This is a genomic window from Yinghuangia aomiensis, from assembly GCF_039542225.1.
Taxonomy (GTDB): Bacteria; Actinomycetota; Actinomycetes; order Streptomycetales; family Streptomycetaceae; genus Yinghuangia; species Yinghuangia aomiensis.
Map to the genome: position 1 here is coordinate 13,648 of NZ_BAABHS010000002.1, position 18,116 is coordinate 31,763.

The following is an 18,116-nucleotide window of genomic DNA, read 5'->3' on the forward strand; positions in this document are numbered from 1 at the left end:
CCCGCGCGACCGCGGGGGCGGCGGTCACGCCGGATCCGCGAACCAGTCCCCGTGGAAGCCGAACGGCACGCGCACCGGCAAATGCACCGCGGCGACCTGCTCGAGTGTCCCGGCGTCGTGCACCACGAGGTCGCTGGTGCCGCTCGCGGCGTCGTAGACGTAGCCCATCAGCAGGCCGGGGCCGCCCGCGTCGGCGGTCGACGGGACGAACGCCATCTCGTCCGGGCGCCGGCCGGGGCCGTAGGCGTGCACGGCCGCGTCGCCGGTCTCCAGGTCGTAGCGGATCAGCGTGTCCTTGCCGACCGCGTGCCCGAACCGTGCGCCGCGGCCCGCAAGCCGGTCGTCGATACGCGGGAACTCCGCTTCCCGGTCGTCGAGTTGCTCGCCGCGGACGGTGCCCGCGGCCAAGTCGGCCGTCCACCGCCACGCGACCGCGGTGTTCGTGGCGCCGGTCCGGTCGGACAGGTCGGCGAAGCGCGTCGCGGTGAGCACCACGGTGTCCCCGGCGTCGTGCGCGGCGAAGGTGTGGAAGACGTAGCAGGGGTCGATCTCGAACCACCGCACGGGCGTGTCCGGGGCATCGCGCCGCAGCACGCCGATGCGGGCGCCGCAGGACGGATCCCACCGGTAGGGCATCGTGCCCTGGTCCACCAGCGCCATGTCGAAGACCACCGGCAGGTCGAAGAACAGCACATGCCGCTCGGTCAGCTGGAAGTCGTGCATCATCGTCGACCGCGGCACCTCGATCTCCCGGCTGTGGACCAGGTTCCCCGCCGCGTCCGCGCGGTGGTAGGTGAGGAACGGCGGCAGCGGCGAGTAGCCGAAGAAGTGCAGCTCGCCGGTGACCGGGTCGGCCTTCGGGTGCGCGGTCATGGGCGTGCCGAGGCGGCCGGCGAAGTCGTAGGGGCCGACGGTGCCGAGGTCGGGCGTGATCTCGTACGGGAACGACGACTCCACCAGCGCGAGCATCCGCCCGGCGTGCCGCACGACGTGCGTGTTCGCCGCCGCGGAGCGCAGGTTGCGGGTGCCGTCGGGGCGGTGGATGCCGGACCGGTCGGTGTCGACCCAGCGGTTGCGGTACCAGGTCGCGCGGCCTTCCTCGAAGCGCACGCCGTGCAGCATGCCGTCGCCGAGGAACCAGTGGCCGGACGTGCCGGACCGCGGGTTCGGACCGTTGCGGATGTACGTCCCCGTGAGGTCCCGGGGCAGGGCTCCGGTCACCGCGAGCGCGGTCTCGGTGGTCTCGTGCGCCACGGGGGCGTAGTTGCCGGTCAGGTGGTAGGCGGTCACGGGAGCCTCCGGGAGTCCTTCGTGTGAGTCGAATCAGTGTGGAAGCAAAGGGAGTTGGTCAGGCAACCGGGTTTCCGGAACGGGCCTTGGCGCGGGCGCGGGCCGGGTACCGGGCGGTGAACACCGCCGGGATCGCGAACCCGGCCACCTGCACCGCGACGGCGGCGCCGGCCGGGGCGCCGGCCTCGCGCAGTCCGGCGAGCGCGGCCGCGGTCACCGTGAACGACGCCGCCCACACCGCGGTGATGACGACGTTGACGCGCCGGAAGAGCGGGTGCTCCCACAGTTCGCTCGGCACCGTCCGCTTGGCGATGACCAGCGTGAACGGCCGGCGGATGGCCAGCGACACCCACGCGGTCAGGGCCAGCCAGCCCAGCGACAGCGCCGCGGTCCACGGGTGGACCGGCGAGTCCGGGTCGGCGAACGCGACCGCGGTCAGGGCCGCGAAGTACACCGCGGTGCTCACCGTCAGCAGGTCGGCCGGGCTGCCGGTGCGCCGCCCCTGCAGCACCTGCGAGCCCGCGGAGACCAGGGCCGCCGCCGCGCCCCACCGCCAGTCGGCCGTCGACACCGCGACGAACACCAGCCAGGGGATGAAGCTGCGCAGGTAGCTCATGATCCGGTCCCTCCCTGTGCGCCGGAACCCCGGCGGCGCGGTGGCCGCGGCTTCCTGCCTCGACCTGTCACTGTTGACACGTCAAACAATGACGTTCCACAAGTGACATGTCAAGGAGGACATGTATTGTTCGAGGTATGAGCCTTCGCCACGCCCTCCTCGGGCTCCTCGACGCCCGGCCCGCCAGCGGCTACGACCTGCTGAAGACCTTCGAGACGTCGATGGCCAACGTCTGGCCCGCGACGCAGAGCCAGGTCTACGGCGAACTCGGCCGTCTCACCGACGCCGGCCTCCTGGAGGTCTCCGCGGAAGGCGCGCGCGGGCGGAAGGAGTACACGATCACCGACCCGGGCCGCGCCGAACTGCGCACGTGGCTCCTCGCCCCCGAGCCGCCCCGCCCGGTGCGCAGCGAGATGCTCCTGCGGGTGTTCTTCCTCGACCGCATCGCGGCGGATCGGGCACGCGCGTATCTGACCGCCCAGGGCGCGGCGGCGGAGGCGCGCGGCGCGGGCCTGGCCGCGCTGGAGGAGTCCGTCCCGTGGGACGACGGGCCGCTGTCGACGTACGGACGCATCGCCCTCGAATACGGCAAGCGCCAAGCCGCGATGCAGGCCTCGTGGGCCGCCTGGGCGGCCGCCCAGATCCCGGCGGACACGTCCGCGTGGGACGGCGCGACAGGTGGCGCGCCCGCGGGAGGGGGCGAGGGCGGGGCCGCGGATCGGGCCGCGGAAAACCAGTAGCCCTCCGGGTAATTCGTGCGGCATCGTGCGGAGCATGGGCTTGCTGCATTCCATGGCCTCACGCGTCGCCGAAGGCGACACCGTGCAGTTCCGTCCCAGCGGCGCGTCGATGGCGCCGCTGATCCGCAATCGGCAACTCGTGTCCGTGGCCCCGGTCGACGCCGCCAAGCTCGATGTCGGCGACATCGTGCTGGCCCGGGTTGCCGGGACCGTCTACCTCCACCAGGTGTCCGCCGTCGACCGCGAACGCGGCCGGGTCCGCATCAGCAACAACCGCGGCCGGGTGAACGGCTGGACGGCCTTCGCCCGGGTCTACGGCATCTGTGTCGCCGTCGACGGCGAAGACCGTCCGCGTGCCCGCGCCAAGGTGCGTGCGGCAGGCGTCTGGTCCGGCTGACGTGCCGGGAGAAGCATGGGGATTCCGGGCCGGCGGCCCGGAATCCGCTGCCGCGTGCGCGGGGGCCGGGCCGGCGCTGCGGGACGGTGCACCGGTAGGCAAACGGGTTGCCCGGTAGCCCGTAAGGGCGAATTTCGGCAGTCGGCCCGACGTCAACGCGCGGTCGACGCGGAGTCAAAACCGGGTCAAAGCAGGTCGATCGGGGGATCGGGGCCGCGGGTCAGGACGGCTCGCGGACGAAGACCAGCTCCATCCCGGGCGGTTCGTCCGTCGGCTGCTTCGCGACCAGTGTGTAGCCCTTGCTGATCGCCAATCGGACCAGCATCTCCACCCGCACCGGGCCGCCCAGCTCGGGCACCACGACGCGCGGCGAACCGTCGAACAGCTCCTCGTCGCGCCGCCATTTGCCGCGCAGGCGCCCGCCGGTGAGCACGAGCAAGCCCACCACGATCGCCACCGCGATCGACGCGCCCAGGATCAGCATCGTGTGCCCCCAGCCCCCAACGCCTGCCACCGCCGTCCGGCCGCGGCGGGGCGGGCCGCCCGCCGCAGTGCCGCGTCCAGAGTGACGCGGCGCGGGGGCCGCGTCCACTTGCCACACGGTGCGGCTCGCGCGGTTCGTCCCGGGTTCGCCGGAAGTCGGCCGTGATGTGGCCTCGCGCCCGCCCGCCGCTGTCGGCCGATCGCGCTAACGTTCCGGCCATCCTGACCGCGGCAGCCGCCGCTCCGGTGCCACCATCACTTGCCCCGGCGGCCCTCGGCCGCGGGCCGCGGTCAGGTCTCCGCAGGGCGCGCTCCGGCTCGGGCCGGGCGCGTCCGGCGTCCCCGCGGCGGGTGCCGCGGACTCCGATCTGCCCCCCGCGTCGGCGGGCGGCTTCCGGCGGGAGGGACTTGTTCATGGGCTGGGTCCGGGCGGGCGACTACGAGGTCGCCCTCGAGGACGGCACGGTCGTGTGCCGCAATTCCGCGGGCAAGCGGCTGAAAAGCGTCCCCGCCAAACTGGCCGACGATCCGGCCGTGTCCGGGCTGCGCCAGTTCGTCGAATGGCTGGACCGGCACGAACGCGCCTGCGTCGCGGACGTCGAACGCTGGATGGTGCGGTCCCTCGCCGTCCCCGCCCACGTCGTCGTCCGCGTGTGGCCGGACCCCGCCTGGCAGGCCGTGCTGCGCGACCTCGTCGTGACGACCGGCGACGGCACCACCGGATTCCTCCGCGACGCCGACCCGGAGCGCGGCATCGGCATGGTCGACCTGGACGGCGACACCGTCCGCGTCGCCGCCGACGAAGTCCGCATCCCGCACCCGGTGCTCCTCGATGACCTCGACGACCTGCGCGAGTTCGCCGCCGAACTCGGCGTCGACCAGAAGATCGGGCAGCTGTACCGCGAGGTCTGGCACAAGCCGGAGAACCCCGCCGCCGACGCCCGCAGCGTCGACGAGTACGCGGGCGGCAAGTTCGACCAGCTCCGCTTCCTGCTCGGCCGTGCCACGTCGCTCGGCTACCAGGTGCGCGGCGGCGACGCCGTGCTGCCCGTGCTGGAGGACGGCCGCACCACCGAGGCGCATGTGTGGCTCGGCGACTTCGACCCGTACGAGAGCACCGAAACCGGCCAGCTCACCTGGACCGGCCCCGGCGGCCGGGGCCTCCACCTCGCCGAGGTCCCGCCCGTCGCGTGGTCCGAAGGCATGCGCATGGCCGCCGCGCTGTACGCCGGCCGCTCGACCGAGACCCAGGAGGACGCGGCGTGACCGCCCAGCAGCCCCACCCCGACACCGCCGCCGACACCGCCGCCGAGCTTCTCGACGCGGGCGCGATCCTGCCGTCGGGCAGCGTCTCCGGCGACGACGTCGACACACTGACCGCCCGCACCTACGTCCACCCCGCGCTCGACGACCGCCGCATAGTCCGGCTGGTGCCCGGCACCCTCGGCGACGCGGAAGACCTCGCACTCGACTTCCTCGGCCTGGTGCGCGACGGAGACGCCCCCGAGGTCGGCCACGTGCGCCGCGAAACCCTCGGCTTCCCCGCGTGGGCGCTCGTCAACGACCCGGCCAACGGCCACCACGCCCTCGCGCTGGTCCGCGACATCGAACGCCTCGACCGGCAGGCCCGCAGCAAGCCCGGCTTCGCCAAGGACGGGTTCGCCGCGCTCGGCGAACGCCTCGGCCGCGCCGTCCCGCACTTCCTGCCGACGTTCTACGAGCAGGCCGCGCGGATCTTCCTCGCGCACGACAACACGACCTACGCTGCCACGTTCTTCGGCAAGGCCCGGGACGCCGAACGCGTCCACAACCTGGTGGTCGAGGAGGAACGTCTCCGCGCGGTCTTCCTGGAGTTCGCGTTCGCCGGCGCGCTCACCGCGAAGGCGCTCAAGGAGTACGCCCGCGACCTGTCCCGCCGCCTCGGCCCCGACGAAGCCTGGACACAGTTCCGCCGCCTGTGCGTGGAACGGGGCGCCGCGGGGATGGCGCCGTACGCCGGCCTCGCCGAGGACGCCCGCGCCATGATCAAGGCGACCGGCCGGGACCAGGCCGCCGAAGAGCGTGCGCTCATCGCCGAACTGCTGCCCGGCTCGGCGATCGTCCGCGCCCCGGTGTCGTTCTGGAAGACGTTCGCCAAGTCCCTCGCCGCGGCCGCCGCCGAACAGCCCGAACTCCGCATCCGGCTGCTGGAGATCATGCCGAACCCCGGCTCCGGCAAGGCCGAGGACGTCGACGACCTGTGGCTGGGCATCCTCGCCGCCGCCGGCGCGGAGGAACTCCTCACCACCCCGGGCGCCCTGGAGCCCGGCAAAGCGGCGGGCTGGTTCAGCCGCTGGGCCGGGCACATCCGGCGCGGTTACCGCGACCGCGGCCGGCACGTCGAAACCCTCGCGCTCGCCGCCCGCATGGCGCCCGCCCTGCGCGCCGGCGGCGGGGCCGTCGGCCTGTTCGGCGCCACGTGGCGCAAGAACGCCGATCCGGACCTGCTCGACCTCCTCCTCGCCGAGGGCGTCGCGGTCGAGACGCCGCCGGACGGCGCCTCGCTGGAACTGGCCGACTGGTTCAAGGACACCGGCGACGGCCGCCGCGACCTCGCCGCCGCCGCGGCCGACCCGCGCATCGCCCCGCTGCTGCGCGCCGCCGTCGGGAGGCTCGGCAACGCCGACAGCGGCCGGCACCTTCCGGCGACCGCCGCCCACCCGGTGCTGCGCGGCAGCCTGCACGCCTGGCTCGAGGACCGCACCGCCGAACTCGAGCAGCAGGCGGGCCTGCCCGACGCGCTCGCGCTCCTGAGCGTGCTGCGCCCGTTCGCCCGGGTCTGCGCCGACGTCCACCCGGACGCCGCCGCCCGGGTCGCCGCGTTCGACCCCGCCCCGATCCTCGCCCGCACCCTCCGCGCCGGCATCCTCGACGAACTCGGCTGGCCCGCGCTCGACGAGGCGATGAAGCTGCTCGGAGCCGAAGGCCGCGGCATCGCCCCGGGCTACCCGGACGACAGCAAGCTCGTCGTCAACACCGACGAAGCCTGGCCCGCGCTGATCCTGTCCACCCCGACCAAGGCCGTCGTGGTCGGCCCGGACGGCATCCTCCTCGACCACGACCTGCGCATCCCCGGCAAGCCCGACGACCGCGGCCGCACCCGGTTCTTCCACATCGACGGCGACCTCCTCGTCGTCTGGCGCGAGGACGACACCCCACAGGCCTACTGGGCGTCGCGTCCGGCGGACGTCTTCGAGCCGACCGGCGAAGTCCCCAACCGCTGGGGCTACGACCCGGGCCACAAGTCCCTGCCGCACCCGGACGGCGGCCGCGTCACCGGCGACCGCACCTTCCACGCCGGCGACACCGCGCTGCCGCACCGCCGGTCGGTCGCGGGTGACGGCACCGGCTACTGGGTGTGGAACACCGACACCTACCCGTCCGCCTGGTACGAGTACGACCCGGCCACCGGCAACCGCGGCCGCGCCTCGCTGCCCGGCCCGTGGGCCGCCGCGGTCGCCGACGGCGGCAGCCTGGTCGTCGACGAGTGCACGCTGCGCCCGATGCAGCCCGGCCTGGAGGACACCCCGTTCGGCACCGACGGCCGCCTCCTCGGCTCGTGGGTCCGGATCGACGACCACGGCGTCGCGACCGCGGGCACCACCGACGGGCACACCGCGGCCCTGCCCGCCGCCGACCTGCTGTGGAACGGACGTCCGCGCTGGAGCCCCGTCGGCGGCGTCAAAGTCCCCGGGGCCCGCCCGACGGTCGCCGTCCACGACGAGCACGTCCGCCTCTACGACGGCGACCTCCACCTCGGCGACGTGAAGCTCCGGAACCGCGGCAGCGACCACGCGGCCGGCACCCGCTTCGTCCCCGACCTCGCGTACTGGCACGCGCTGCGGCCCCGCGACGAAGCCGCCTCGCAGGCGCTCCGCGCCACCGGCACCGAGCAGGCCCGCGCGCTGATCGACGGCGCCCAAGCCGAGTACGACGCCGCGAAGGCCGCCGCCGAACCGGATACGGCCGTCACCGAGCCGCTGCCGCTCGCCACCGTCGAGGCCGCGCTGCCCGGCGTCGCCCACCCGCGCATCGCCGACGGCGTCGGCGGGATCACCCTGGTCGCGGCCCGCCTCCAGCGCGGCCTGACCGCGTTCGGCAACCCGCCCGCGGCCTCCGCCCAGGACCCCGACGAGTACCAGCCCAAGCACGGCGAGGACGAGACGATCGCCGCCGCCGCCGAAGGGTTCGCCGGACGCGCCTACTGGTACTCGGACGGCACCAGCTTCGGCATCCTCAACCAGATCCGCACGATTGCCGGGCTGCTCGCCACGAGCCCCGACCCGAACGCCGCCGCCGGCTGGTCCACCACACGCGTCCGCCTGGCCCCGCTGAAGACCGACTGGACCCCGCTGGTCGGCAACCTCGAACCGCTGCTCTTCCGGGCGGCCTCGGTGTACCCGGCCGCGAACCACCGCGCGGCGATCCGCCTGCTCGCCGACGAACTGTCCGCCGAGGCCCTGCACCGGCCCGGACAGCTGCGCCGGGTCTGCCTCGCCGCCGAACAGGCCCCCGGCACGCGCGTCGGCGACGTGCTGCGCAACGGCGACCGCATCGTCGTGATCATCGCGCAGGACGGCTGGGGCCACGACCGGCAGCAGGTGTGGCGCGCCGTCGACTACGACCCGAGCGGCGCGTTCGCCGCGGTCGACGGGTTCACCGTCCACGACGAACACCGCTTCGACTACCCGGACGACCGCGCCCGGGTCACGGAACTTCTCCGGCTCGTCGCGGAGTCCGGCCCGATCGCGTGGAACCCGGCGCACGTCGAAGCGCTGTGCGCCGACACCGACCTCCGTCCCGCGGAAGCCGCGTACCTGCTCGCCGGCCTCCCGCGCTTCGGCTCGGGATCCGCCTTCGAGGCGGACGGCCTCGCCGCGATCGGCCTCAAGCCCACCGCGGCCGACACCGCACGCCGACGGCTCGGCAGCCTCGGGGGCCAAGAGGTCCGCGGGCTGCTGCGCACCGCGATCCCGCGGGACGCCGCGGCGCTGTGGACCGACGGCCCGGACACGGCCGCCGTGGTCGCCGCGTGGCGCGCCGCGTTCGGCGCGGTCGTCCGGGTCCCCGAGGAGGTCGCCGACGCGGCCGACAAGGCGCACATCCGCGCCGACGTCCTCGAAGCCGTCTTCAACTCGTCCGACGTGCCGTATCTGACCCGCACGACCACGCAGAAGCTCGACGAGCAGAACCAGCTCGTCGCGGCCGACGCCGCGGCCGTGCCGAACCTCGGCCAGTTGGCCGACCTGATCTTCACTGCCCGCTGGCTGGCCTACCGGCTGCCGTACGGCGACCCGGTCCGCACCCACCTGCCGCGCATCACCGCGATGATCCGCGAACGGCTCCGCGACCCGAACCTGCTCGTCCACGCGGACGTGAACTGGTCCCCGGCCGGCGAATACACCTCGCCCGCGCTCCGCGAAGCGGCCGGCCTGCCCCGCGAAGGCGCCTGGGAGCCCGACGGGCTCCTCCGGATCGGCGACGCGGTCGTGCTCGCCCCCTGGGGACAGGGCGAAGGCGACCACATCTGGGTCCGCCCGGCCGCGTTCACCGGCGCCGACGACCTGGAGCTGCTGCGCCTCGTCGGCCTCGGCGGCGAGTACCGCGGGCACGGCCTCCGATCCCTGCGGGAGGTCCTCGGCGCCGACTTCGACCGCGTGTTCGGCACCGGGATCGGCGGCGAGGTCCACTACGCCCAGGACCCGTCCCGGTCGGTCCCCGACCTGGTCGCCGAGGTCGCCAAGACCCACGAGATCGGCGACGACGCCGCCACGCTCTACCTCCAGCTGCTGGCGCTGCCCGACCCGACCGACCGCAACGCGGCCCGCTGGACCGGCTGGAAGCCGGCCCGGCTCAAGAAGGCCCGCGCCGAACTCGCCGCGACCGACCTGGTCGTCACCGCCAAACGCGCCCGCGCCGGCCGCTCGATGTTCCTGCCCGGCGGCTGGCACGAGTACAAGCGGGCCCTGCCGCTGGAGGTCTGGAAGGACGGGCTCTACCCGGTCGCCGACGCCGTGCGCGGAATCCTCCCGGAAGACCCCGTCGACGAGCTGTTCGTCCGCGCGTGGCAGCGTGTCGCCGAGGGCGACGCGCCCGGATTCGAGCAGCTGGAGACCCGTACCCGGAGGGGACGCCGCCGATGACCACCGACACCACCGAACCCGTGACCGCCGGACGGCAGATCCAGCCGCCGGAGGACGCCTACGCCGCCGAACTGGAGTTCCTGGCCGCGTACGACACCGGCCCCCGCCCGCCCGCGTGGCGGCTCACCCCGCGCGCCGTGGTCACCTTCGTCATGGGCTCCGACGGAGCGCTCAAGCTCCCCGACGGGTCCGCGTCGATGACGATCGCCCGCAAGTTCGTCGGCGAACGCTCCCTCGTGGAACGCTGCGTCGTGACCCTGGCCGGTGAGCGCGGCCTCCTCTTGGTCGGCGAACCCGGCACCGCCAAGTCGATGCTGTCCGAACTGCTGGCCGCGGCCGTCTGCGGCACCAGCGGACTCACCGTGCAAGGCACCGCGGGCACCACCGAGGACCAGCTCAAGTACGGCTGGAACTACGCCCTGCTGCTCGCCCAGGGCCCCAGCCGCGAGGCGCTCGTGCCGTCGCCCGTCCTCACCGCCATGTCCCGCGGCGCCGTCGCCCGCGTCGAAGAGGTGACCCGCTGCCTGCCCGAGGTGCAGGACGCGCTGGTCTCGCTGCTCTCCGAACGCCGGGTCGCGGTCCCCGAACTGGCCGGCACCGGCGACGCCCAGGTGCACGCCGCACCCGGGTTCACGCTGATCGCCACCGCCAACCTGCGCGACCGCGGCGTCTCGGAGATGTCCGCGGCCCTCAAGCGGCGGTTCAACTTCGAGACCATCGGCCCGATCGCCGACCTCGACGAGGAGACCGCCCTGGTCCGCCGCCAGGCCCGCGGCTCGGTGGAACGCGCCGGGGCAGGGTTCGCGGTCGACGACGCGGTCCTCGAAGCCCTCGTCACCGCGTTCCGCGACCTGCGCACCGGCCGCAGCGCGGAAGGCTGGGAGATCGAACGTCCGTCCACGGTCATGAGCACCGCCGAGGCCGTCGCCGTCGCGTCCGCCCTCGGCGTCGCGTCGGCGTACTTCCCGGGCGACCGCGACGTGCTCGGGCTGCTGCCCGGCCACCTGCTGGGCGTCGTCCGCAAGGACGACCCCGCGGACGCCGCCCGGCTGCTCGGCTACTGGGACGCGGCGGTCCGCCGCCGTGCCGAACAGGGCTCGGCGACCTGGCGCACGCTGTGGGACCTGCGCCACGTCCTGGAGGGCTGACCGGGTGTCGGACACGCACCAGGGCACCGGGGAGGCCGCCGTGCGGCCTCCCCGGGCCTTCCCCGCCGCGGACCCGCGCGAGGCCGCGGAACGCCTCGCCGCCGCCGACCGGCCGTTCCTGATCGGCGTACGCCACCACTCGCCGTCGCTCGCCGCCGCGATACCCGCGCTCCTGGACGCCGCCCGCCCCGGCGTCCTCCTCGTCGAACTCCCGGCCGACCTCGCCGAATGGCTGCCGTGGCTCGCCCACGAGGACACCCGCGCCCCGGTGGCGCTCGCCGGGTCCGGGCCGCACGGGCTCGGCTTCTACCCGTTCGCCGACTTCTCACCCGAACTCGCGGCCATCCGCTGGGCGTTCCGCTCCGGCGTGCCGGTCGTCGCCGCCGACCTCCCGCTCGGCCACCGCGGCTGGACGGCCGAACCCGACACCGCTCCGGCGCCCCTCGCCGACACCGACGCGGACACCGCCGCCGACCGCACCGGGCCCGGCCTGCACGGCCTGCTCACCCGGCGCCTCACCGGCCGCCCCGGCGACGACCTGTGGGACCGCCTCGTCGAAGCCGCCGCCCCCGGCGGAACCCCCGAAGCCCTCCGCCGCGCCGCACTCATGGTCGGCTGGGCCCTGCGCCACGACGCCGCGGCCGGCGACGGCGTCCCGGCCGTCGACCTGCGCCGGGAAGCCTGGATGCGCCGCGCCTTGCGCGACGCCACCGCCGACGGCACCCGCGCCGCCGCGGTCGTCGGTTCCTTCCACGCCGCCGCCCTCCTCGCCGACGGCGACCCCGCGGACGCCGAACTCCCGGACACCGCGCCCGAACCCGTCGTCACCTCGCTGGTGCCCTACACCTACGCGCTCCTCGACGAACGCTCCGGCTACCCGGCCGGCATCCGCGACCCCGAATGGCAGCACGACGTCTTCACCGCCGCGGGCGACACCACGTCCCTCGACGACGCGATCGCCCGCACCGCCACCCGGATCAGCGCGGAACTGCGCCGCCTGGGCCACCCCTCGGGCCCCGCCGACGCCCGCGAAGTGGTCCGCGTCGCGGGCGACCTCGCCCGGCTGCGCGGCCTCCCGGCGGCCGGCCGCGGCGAGTTCTCCGAAGCCGTGCAGACCGTCCTCACGCACGGCGAACCGCTCGGCCGCGGCCGAGCCGTGGCCCGCGCCCTCGAACGCGTGCTGGTCGGCAGCCGGGCCGGCCGCCGCGCTCCCGGAACGCCCCGCAGCGGCCTCGGCCCCGCCGTCGAGACCGACCTGGCCGACCTGGGACTCCCCGGCCCGCACGACCCCGGCGCGGGAGAGCGCGAACTGCGCCTCGACCCGCAGCGCGGGGGACCGGACGCCCGGCGCGAGCTGCTGCTGCGCCGGCTCGCGGTGTGCGGGGTGCCGTACGCCGAGGAAACCGACGTGACCGGCACCGGCGGCGCCGACGCGCTCACCACGCGCTGGCGGATCCGCTGGACGCCGTCGACCGCGGCGATGCTCGACGTCGCGGGCATCCGGGGCGTGACCCTGGAGCAGGCCTGCGAAGGCGTGCTGCGCGACCGCCACCGGCGCGAGCACGAGGCCGACGGGCCGACCGCGGCCCAGGTCCTCGCCGGGCTCGAAGCCGCTGCCGCGTGCGGGCTGCCGGACTTGGCCGCGGAACGCGCGGCCGAGGTCGGCACCGTCCTCCCGGCGTGCGGAACGCTGCCCGAACTCCTTTCCGGCATGGCCCTGTTGGACCGCCTGAGCGCGGGCCACGCGCCCGGTCTCGCGGACGTGCCGCCCGGCACCGCCGCCGCGGCTGCCGAACTCGCCGCCGCGGCCGTGCGCCAGATCGACGGCCTCACCGGCTCCGACGACCCCGCCGACGCCCGCGCGCTGGTGGAACTCGCGCGCCGCGCCGACACGTTCGGCGGCATGCGGCTCGCCGACGCGCTCGACCGGCTGGCCCGCGAGGGCACCCCGCTGATGGCCGCGGCGGCCGGCGCCGTCCGGGTCCTGCTCGGCCACGACACCGCCGACGCGTTCGGCGTACGCGCCGCGTCGTGGCTCGACGACGCCGGCACCGCACCACGCCGCGCGGAACTCGCCCGGCGCCTCACCGGCGTCCTCACCGCCGCGAGCCCGCTGCTGGCCGCGGGCGGCGGCGCCCTCGAACCGCTGCTCGACCGCGTCGGCATCCTGTCCGACGAGGCGTTCCTGTCCCGGCTGCCCGCGCTGCGCGGCGGCTTCGACACGCTGTCCCCGGCGGCTCGCGGACGCGTGCTCGCCGTCGTCGAGGAACTCCTCGGCACGGACGTCGACGCCGAAACGGACATCGCCCCCGAGTCGCTCGCGGCGTGGACGACCGCCGACACCGCGGCCCGCCGCGTGCTGGCGGCCCGCGGCCTGTGGCCGGCCGAGCCCGGCACGGCACCCGACCCGGGGACCGAACCGCGACCTTCCGAAGCCGATCATCCGACCGTCAACGCCGCCTGTGGACACCAGACTTCCCCCACCACGAAAGCTCCGGTGGACCGGGCCCTCGGGGGCGCTCCGCAATCTTCCGACCATCCCACCGGTACTACCGCCGACCACCCCGCCGACCACCCCGCCGACCACCTCGACCCCGCCACCCGCTGGCGCCTGGTCCTCGCCCGCCGCACCGACCGGCTCGGCGGCCGCGCCGCCCGCGTCAACACCGCCCTGGACGAGCTGTACGGCTCGGGCCGCGGCGAAGGCTCCCGCCGCGGACTCGGCGGCGACGGAACCGGCGCCGGCCGCGAAGCCTCCTACCCGTCGGCCCGCGACTGGTCCGAAGACCTCGCCGCCCTGTTCGGCCCCGCCGTCCGCGAGGAAGTCCTCGCCGCCGCGGTCGCCGCGGGCCGCCGCGACGCGGTGACCGAACTCGACCCGGCCGCCGCCGTCCCGTCCGTCGACCTGCTCAAAACCGTCCTCGACCTGGCCACCGGCCTCCCGGAATCCCGGGTCGCCGCGCTGCGCCCGCTCGTCGACCGCATCGTCGCCGAACTCACCCGCGAACTCGCCACCCGGCTCCGCCCGGCCCTGTCCGGCATCACCGTGCCGCGCCCCAGCCGCCGCCCCGGCGGCGGCCTCGACCTGCCCCGCACCATCCGCGCCAACCTGGGCACCGCCCGGACGGGCGCCGACGGCACGGTCACCGTCGTCCCCGAGCGCCCGGTCTTCCGCACCAAGGCCCGCCGCAGCGCCGACTGGCGCCTGATCCTCGTGGTCGACGTCTCCGGCTCGATGGAGGCCTCCACGATCTGGTCGGCGCTCACCGCCTCGATCCTCGCCGGCGTCCCCGCGCTCACCACGCACTTCGTGGCGTTCTCCACCGAGGTCATGGACTTCACCGACCAGGTCCACGACCCGCTCGGCCTGCTCCTCGGCGTGCAGGTCGGCGGCGGCACGCACATCGCCGGAGGCCTGCGCTACGCCCGCAAACTGGTCACCGTGCCGTCGCGCACGCTCGTCGCCGTGGTCAGCGACTTCGAGGAGGGCGGGCCGATCGGCGGCCTGCTCGGCGAGGTCCGCAGCCTGGTCGGCGCGGGCTGCCACGTCCTCGGCTGCGCGAGCCTCGACGACCGCGGCAAGCCGCGCTACTCGACGTCCGTGGCCGCCCAACTGGTCGCCGCGGGCATGCCCGTCGCGGCCCTCAGCCCGACCGAACTGGCCCGCTGGGTAGGGGAGAAAGTCCGTTGACCGAGCCGACCGCAGCAACCGCCGCCGACGTCTTCACGGCCGTCTCGGTGCGCCCCGACGTCGCCGCGGCCATCGTCGAGGCGCTGTCCCCGCGCCTGCGCAAGCGCCTCGACGCGGGCGTCGCCAAACTCCGCGACCGCCCCGCCACCCGCGACGGCGACACCTGGCGCATCGCCGTCGACGACGAGGCCGCGCTGACCCTCGACGCCCCCGGGGGTGTCGTCACCCGCGACGAACAGGTCGTGTGCGCCTGCCTGCTGGCCCCGGCCTGCAGCCACCGCGCGGCCGTGGTGTCGGGCCTCGGCGTCGCCCTGGAGGAGCCTGCCGAGGCCGCCGAACCTGCCGGAGCCGACGCACCCGCCGAGTCCGCGGACAGCGGCGACCGGTTGCCCGCCGACGACCGACCGGGGTCGGTCCAGGCCGCGGCAACCGACCCCAAGGAGGCCGCCGCCCGCGCCTCCGCCGCCCAGGCCCTCCGCGACGCCGCGGCGGCCGTCCTCGACGCCGGCACCGCCGGCTCCGGGGCCGTCGTCCAAGCCGGACTGCTCCGGGCCGCGCACACCGCCAAGCTGGCCGGGCTGCACCGCGCCGCCGCGGCGGCCGTCGCGGTCACCGCGGGCCTCCGGGCCGCCCGCGCCGACGACCCGGCCTTCCGCCTCGCCGAACTCACCGACCAACTCGTGGAACTCCTCGACGTCGCCCACCGGGTGTCGGCGGGCGAGACCGGCGGCGAGATCACCGGGACCGCGCGCCAGGCCTACGCGCACGCCGGCTCGCTCCGCCTGCACGGCCTGTTCACCGAGCCGATCCGCACGGACACCGGTCATGCAGGGGTCGCCACCTATACCGTCGGCGCCGACGGTGTCCTCCGTACCGTCGCCGACGTCATGCCCGGCGGCCCGGAGCGCATCGCGGGCGCCGCCGCCCGCGCCATCCGCATGGGCGACGCCGCCGTCGACCACCACGCGCTGACCCGCGCCGGGCTCCTCGTCTCCGGGGCCACCGAATCGCCCACCGGGCGTCTCGGTGCCGGCGCGGCCGTCAAGGCCGTCCGCTCGTCCGGCGTCTCCTGGCACACCGAACCCCTGGCCTCTTTGTGGGACACCCCGCCGGCCGACCAGGCGGTCCGCGCGGCGGCCGCCGCGGAGCTGCCGCCGAACATCCGGCGGGCCGGGGCCGAGCTGATGTTCCTGGACGCCGAGATCCTCGGCGCCGCTCCCGGCGACGATGGCGCCGACCGGGTCCTCGCCCGCTGCGGTTCGCTGCTCGTCTCCCTGCTCGTCGCGGACGACCATCCGAAGCTGGCCTACCGCGACAACCTGCGCCTGCTCGCGTCCCGGCCCGGACTACGGCTCCGCCTCGTCGGCCGCCTCGAACCCGGACCCGCTCCGGCGGTACGCGTCCTGGCCGTCGCCCCGGATCCCGACCAGCCGACCGGCCTGACCCTCGTGGACGCCCTGCACGGCCGCGTCAACCTCGGCCTCGACCGCCTCCGACACGCCGACTTCGGCGGATCGTCCGCGGCCGCCCGGGAGCACGCCGCCGCGGCGGATGGCTCCGGCGTACGCCCCGCAACGCCACCTTTCGCCACCCTCACTGCGGCAGGCACCGCCGACGACGCCTCGCCCGCGTATGTGATTCGCCGTCAGGTGGAGCGCGCCGTTACGGGAGGCCGCCAAGCGCTCGCGCTCGCCGCCGCGCCCCGCACCGGACCGGGCCTCGCCCCCGGACCCTCCGCGTTCGCCCGCGACACCTCCCGCCTGCGGCGTTGCGGGATGGCCGCCGGCGCGGCCGTCCTCGACCGGCTGGCCGCCGCGGCAGCCGACCGCGGCCGCGACGTGTTCGGGCGGCTGCTGCCCGCCGACACCGGGCGGCTCGCCGACGCCTGGCTGGCCGCTTCTCTCTACGAACGCGCCGTCGGCAGCGTGCTCACCGCGTCCGCCTGGGGCGCGCCAGAGGGCGCGAAAGCCGCCGCCGAATGACCCTCGGACATGCGGCGGCTAACCGATTTCCTGTGGGGGGCTCAGGCCGTGTATGGTTTCACCTGCTCGCCCCAATAGCTCAGTCGGCAGAGCGTCTCCATGGTAAGGAGAAGGTCTACGGTTCGATTCCGTATTGGGGCTCTGACGAGGAAGACCCCGCCCGGCGACGGGCGGGGGCCTTCGTCGAGGCGGCGTAGCTCAGTCGGTAGAGCAAGCGGCTCATAATCGCTGTGTCACCGGTTCAAGTCCGGTCGCCGCTACCCAAGGAGCCGATGTGGGGGAGACCCCAGGTCGGCTGCTTCTGCTGCAAATCACCCACGAACCAGGAAGGCGCTCCCGTGGCTGCCACTGATGTCCGCCCGAAGATCACGCTTGCCTGTGTGGAGTGCAAGGAGCGGAACTACATCACCAAGAAGAACCGGCGCAACGACCCGGACCGTCTTGAGATGAAGAAGCACTGCCCGCGCTGCAACGCCCACACGGCGCACCGCGAGACCCGCTGACCCGGCGTCCGCGACCACGACTCGGCAACACCCGCGAGGCCATCCCTGATCCAGGGATGGCCTCGTCGGCGTTTCGCAGCCCCGCCACAATGGCCGGGCCCACCACCAGCACACGCCAGGAGGCCACGCGGATGCCGCTGGATCCGAAGTTCATCGGGCGGACCTACCCGCCCACCGCGCCCTACGAGGTCGGGCGCGAGAAGATCCGCGAGTTCGCCGACGCGATCGGCGACGCGAACCCCGCGTACCGCGACCCGGAAGCGGCCCGCAAGCTCGGCCACCCGGACGTCATCGCGCCGGTCACCTTCCCGATCGTGATCTCGCTCTCGGCCGCCGAGCAGATCGTCATGGACCCCGAACTGGGGCTCGACTACTCCCGCGTGGTGCACGCCGACCAGCGCTTCGCGTACGCCCGCCCGGTGCGGGCCGGCGACCGGCTGGTGGCGGTCGTCACGGTCGAGAACATCAAGACCATGGCGGGCAACGACATCATCACCACGCGCGCGGACATCGCGACCGAGGACGGCGAGCACGTGGTGACCGCCCACTCGACGCTGGCCGCCCGCGGCACCGCCGAAGGGGAGAGCTGAGCCATGGCCGCGAGCATCGACTACGACGCCGTCGAGATCGGCACCGAACTGCCCGCGCAGACCTTCCCGGTGCGGCGCGAGAACCTCGTCCGGTACGCGGGCGCCTCCGGCGACTTCAACCCGATTCACTGGAACGAGCGATTCGCGGTCGGCGTCGGCCTGCCCGACGTCATCGCGCACGGCATGTTCACCATGGCCGAAGCCGTCCGGGTGGTCACCGACTGGGCCGGCGACCCGGGCGCGGTCGTCGAGTACAGCGCCAAGTTCACCCGCCCGGTGGTCGTCCCCGAGCCGGACGGCGCCGTGGTGGAAGTCACCGGGAAGGTCGCGCAGAAGCTCGACGGCCGCCGGGTGCGCGTCGACCTGACCGTCACCAGCGACAACGGCAAGGTCCTCGGCGTGCCCCGCGCGGTCGTCCAACTCGGCTGATCCGGACTCCGCTTCCGCCCGGCGGGGGAGCAGCCCCCGCCGGGCGCCGCGGCGCACCCCGCGAC

The 18,116-nt window shown here is 74.9% G+C and carries 13 protein-coding genes and 2 tRNA genes; 12 read left to right on the plus strand and 3 right to left on the minus strand.

Going from position 1 to position 18,116, the window contains the following annotated elements:
- Nucleotides 1–24: 24 nt before the first annotated feature.
- Both ABEA93_RS02500 and ABEA93_RS02505 read right to left on the minus strand, forming a co-directional pair.
- Nucleotides 25–1,290 carry a carotenoid oxygenase family protein gene (locus ABEA93_RS02500; protein WP_345673569.1) on the minus strand — a complete coding sequence of 422 codons (1,266 nt, stop codon included), beginning with the start codon at nt 1,288–1,290 and terminating at the stop codon, nt 25–27.
- A gap of 58 nt (nt 1,291–1,348) precedes the next feature.
- A complete protein-coding gene (locus tag ABEA93_RS02505; protein ID WP_345673570.1) occupies nt 1,349–1,906 on the minus strand; it encodes a DUF3159 domain-containing protein in 558 nt (185 codons plus the stop codon).
- 137 nt (nt 1,907–2,043) lie between these two features.
- Here ABEA93_RS02505 and ABEA93_RS02510 point away from each other — a divergent pair, with 137 nt between their 5' ends.
- On the plus strand, nt 2,044–2,646 hold the full coding sequence (locus ABEA93_RS02510) for a PadR family transcriptional regulator (protein ID WP_345673571.1): 603 nt from the start codon (nt 2,044–2,046) through the stop codon (nt 2,644–2,646).
- A gap of 34 nt (nt 2,647–2,680) precedes the next feature.
- The gene (locus ABEA93_RS02515) at nt 2,681–3,043 is read left to right on the plus strand and encodes a S24/S26 family peptidase (RefSeq protein WP_345673572.1); all 363 of its coding nucleotides are present in this window, start codon (nt 2,681–2,683) and stop codon (nt 3,041–3,043) included.
- A gap of 220 nt (nt 3,044–3,263) precedes the next feature.
- Here the strand turns inward: ABEA93_RS02515 and ABEA93_RS02520 are convergent, their stop codons facing one another.
- The gene (locus tag ABEA93_RS02520) at nt 3,264–3,557 is read right to left on the minus strand and encodes a hypothetical protein (RefSeq protein ID WP_345673573.1); all 294 of its coding nucleotides are present in this window, start codon (nt 3,555–3,557) and stop codon (nt 3,264–3,266) included.
- Between the two features lie 383 nt (nt 3,558–3,940).
- Here ABEA93_RS02520 and ABEA93_RS02525 point away from each other — a divergent pair, with 383 nt between their 5' ends.
- From ABEA93_RS02525 to ABEA93_RS02570, 10 genes are all read left to right on the plus strand, one after another.
- On the plus strand, nt 3,941–4,792 hold the full coding sequence (locus ABEA93_RS02525) for a DUF4132 domain-containing protein (RefSeq protein WP_345673574.1): 852 nt from the start codon (nt 3,941–3,943) through the stop codon (nt 4,790–4,792).
- Entirely contained in the window at nt 4,789–9,708 is a 4,920-nt protein-coding gene (locus ABEA93_RS02530) for a hypothetical protein (RefSeq protein WP_345673575.1), read from the plus strand. Before ABEA93_RS02525 ends, ABEA93_RS02530 begins: the two co-directional genes overlap by 4 nt.
- The gene (locus ABEA93_RS02535; protein ID WP_345673576.1) at nt 9,705–10,856 is read left to right on the plus strand and encodes an ATP-binding protein; all 1,152 of its coding nucleotides are present in this window, start codon (nt 9,705–9,707) and stop codon (nt 10,854–10,856) included. Before ABEA93_RS02530 ends, ABEA93_RS02535 begins: the two co-directional genes overlap by 4 nt.
- Nucleotides 10,857–10,860: 4 nt before the next feature.
- The gene (locus ABEA93_RS02540) at nt 10,861–14,547 is read left to right on the plus strand and encodes a DUF5682 family protein (RefSeq protein ID WP_425584781.1); all 3,687 of its coding nucleotides are present in this window, start codon (nt 10,861–10,863) and stop codon (nt 14,545–14,547) included.
- A complete protein-coding gene (locus ABEA93_RS02545; protein ID WP_345673577.1) occupies nt 14,544–16,529 on the plus strand; it encodes a hypothetical protein in 1,986 nt (661 codons plus the stop codon). Before ABEA93_RS02540 ends, ABEA93_RS02545 begins: the two co-directional genes overlap by 4 nt.
- A 68-nt stretch (nt 16,530–16,597) precedes the next feature.
- Nucleotides 16,598–16,670: transfer RNA gene (locus tag ABEA93_RS02550), tRNA-Thr, on the plus strand.
- A 46-nt stretch (nt 16,671–16,716) separates the two neighbouring features.
- Nucleotides 16,717–16,789, plus strand: a tRNA-Met gene (locus tag ABEA93_RS02555).
- Between the two features lie 78 nt (nt 16,790–16,867).
- Nucleotides 16,868–17,032 carry a 50S ribosomal protein L33 gene (rpmG, locus tag ABEA93_RS02560; protein WP_004571794.1) on the plus strand — a complete coding sequence of 55 codons (165 nt, stop codon included), beginning with the start codon at nt 16,868–16,870 and terminating at the stop codon, nt 17,030–17,032.
- Nucleotides 17,033–17,163: 131 nt separating this feature from the next.
- Nucleotides 17,164–17,622 (plus strand): FAS1-like dehydratase domain-containing protein, encoded by a 459-nt coding sequence (locus ABEA93_RS02565; protein WP_345673578.1) that lies wholly within the window; start codon nt 17,164–17,166, stop codon nt 17,620–17,622.
- Between the two features lie 3 nt (nt 17,623–17,625).
- Nucleotides 17,626–18,051, plus strand: coding sequence for a MaoC family dehydratase (locus ABEA93_RS02570; protein WP_345673579.1), 426 nt, complete (start codon nt 17,626–17,628; stop codon nt 18,049–18,051).
- Nucleotides 18,052–18,116 lie beyond the last annotated feature (65 nt).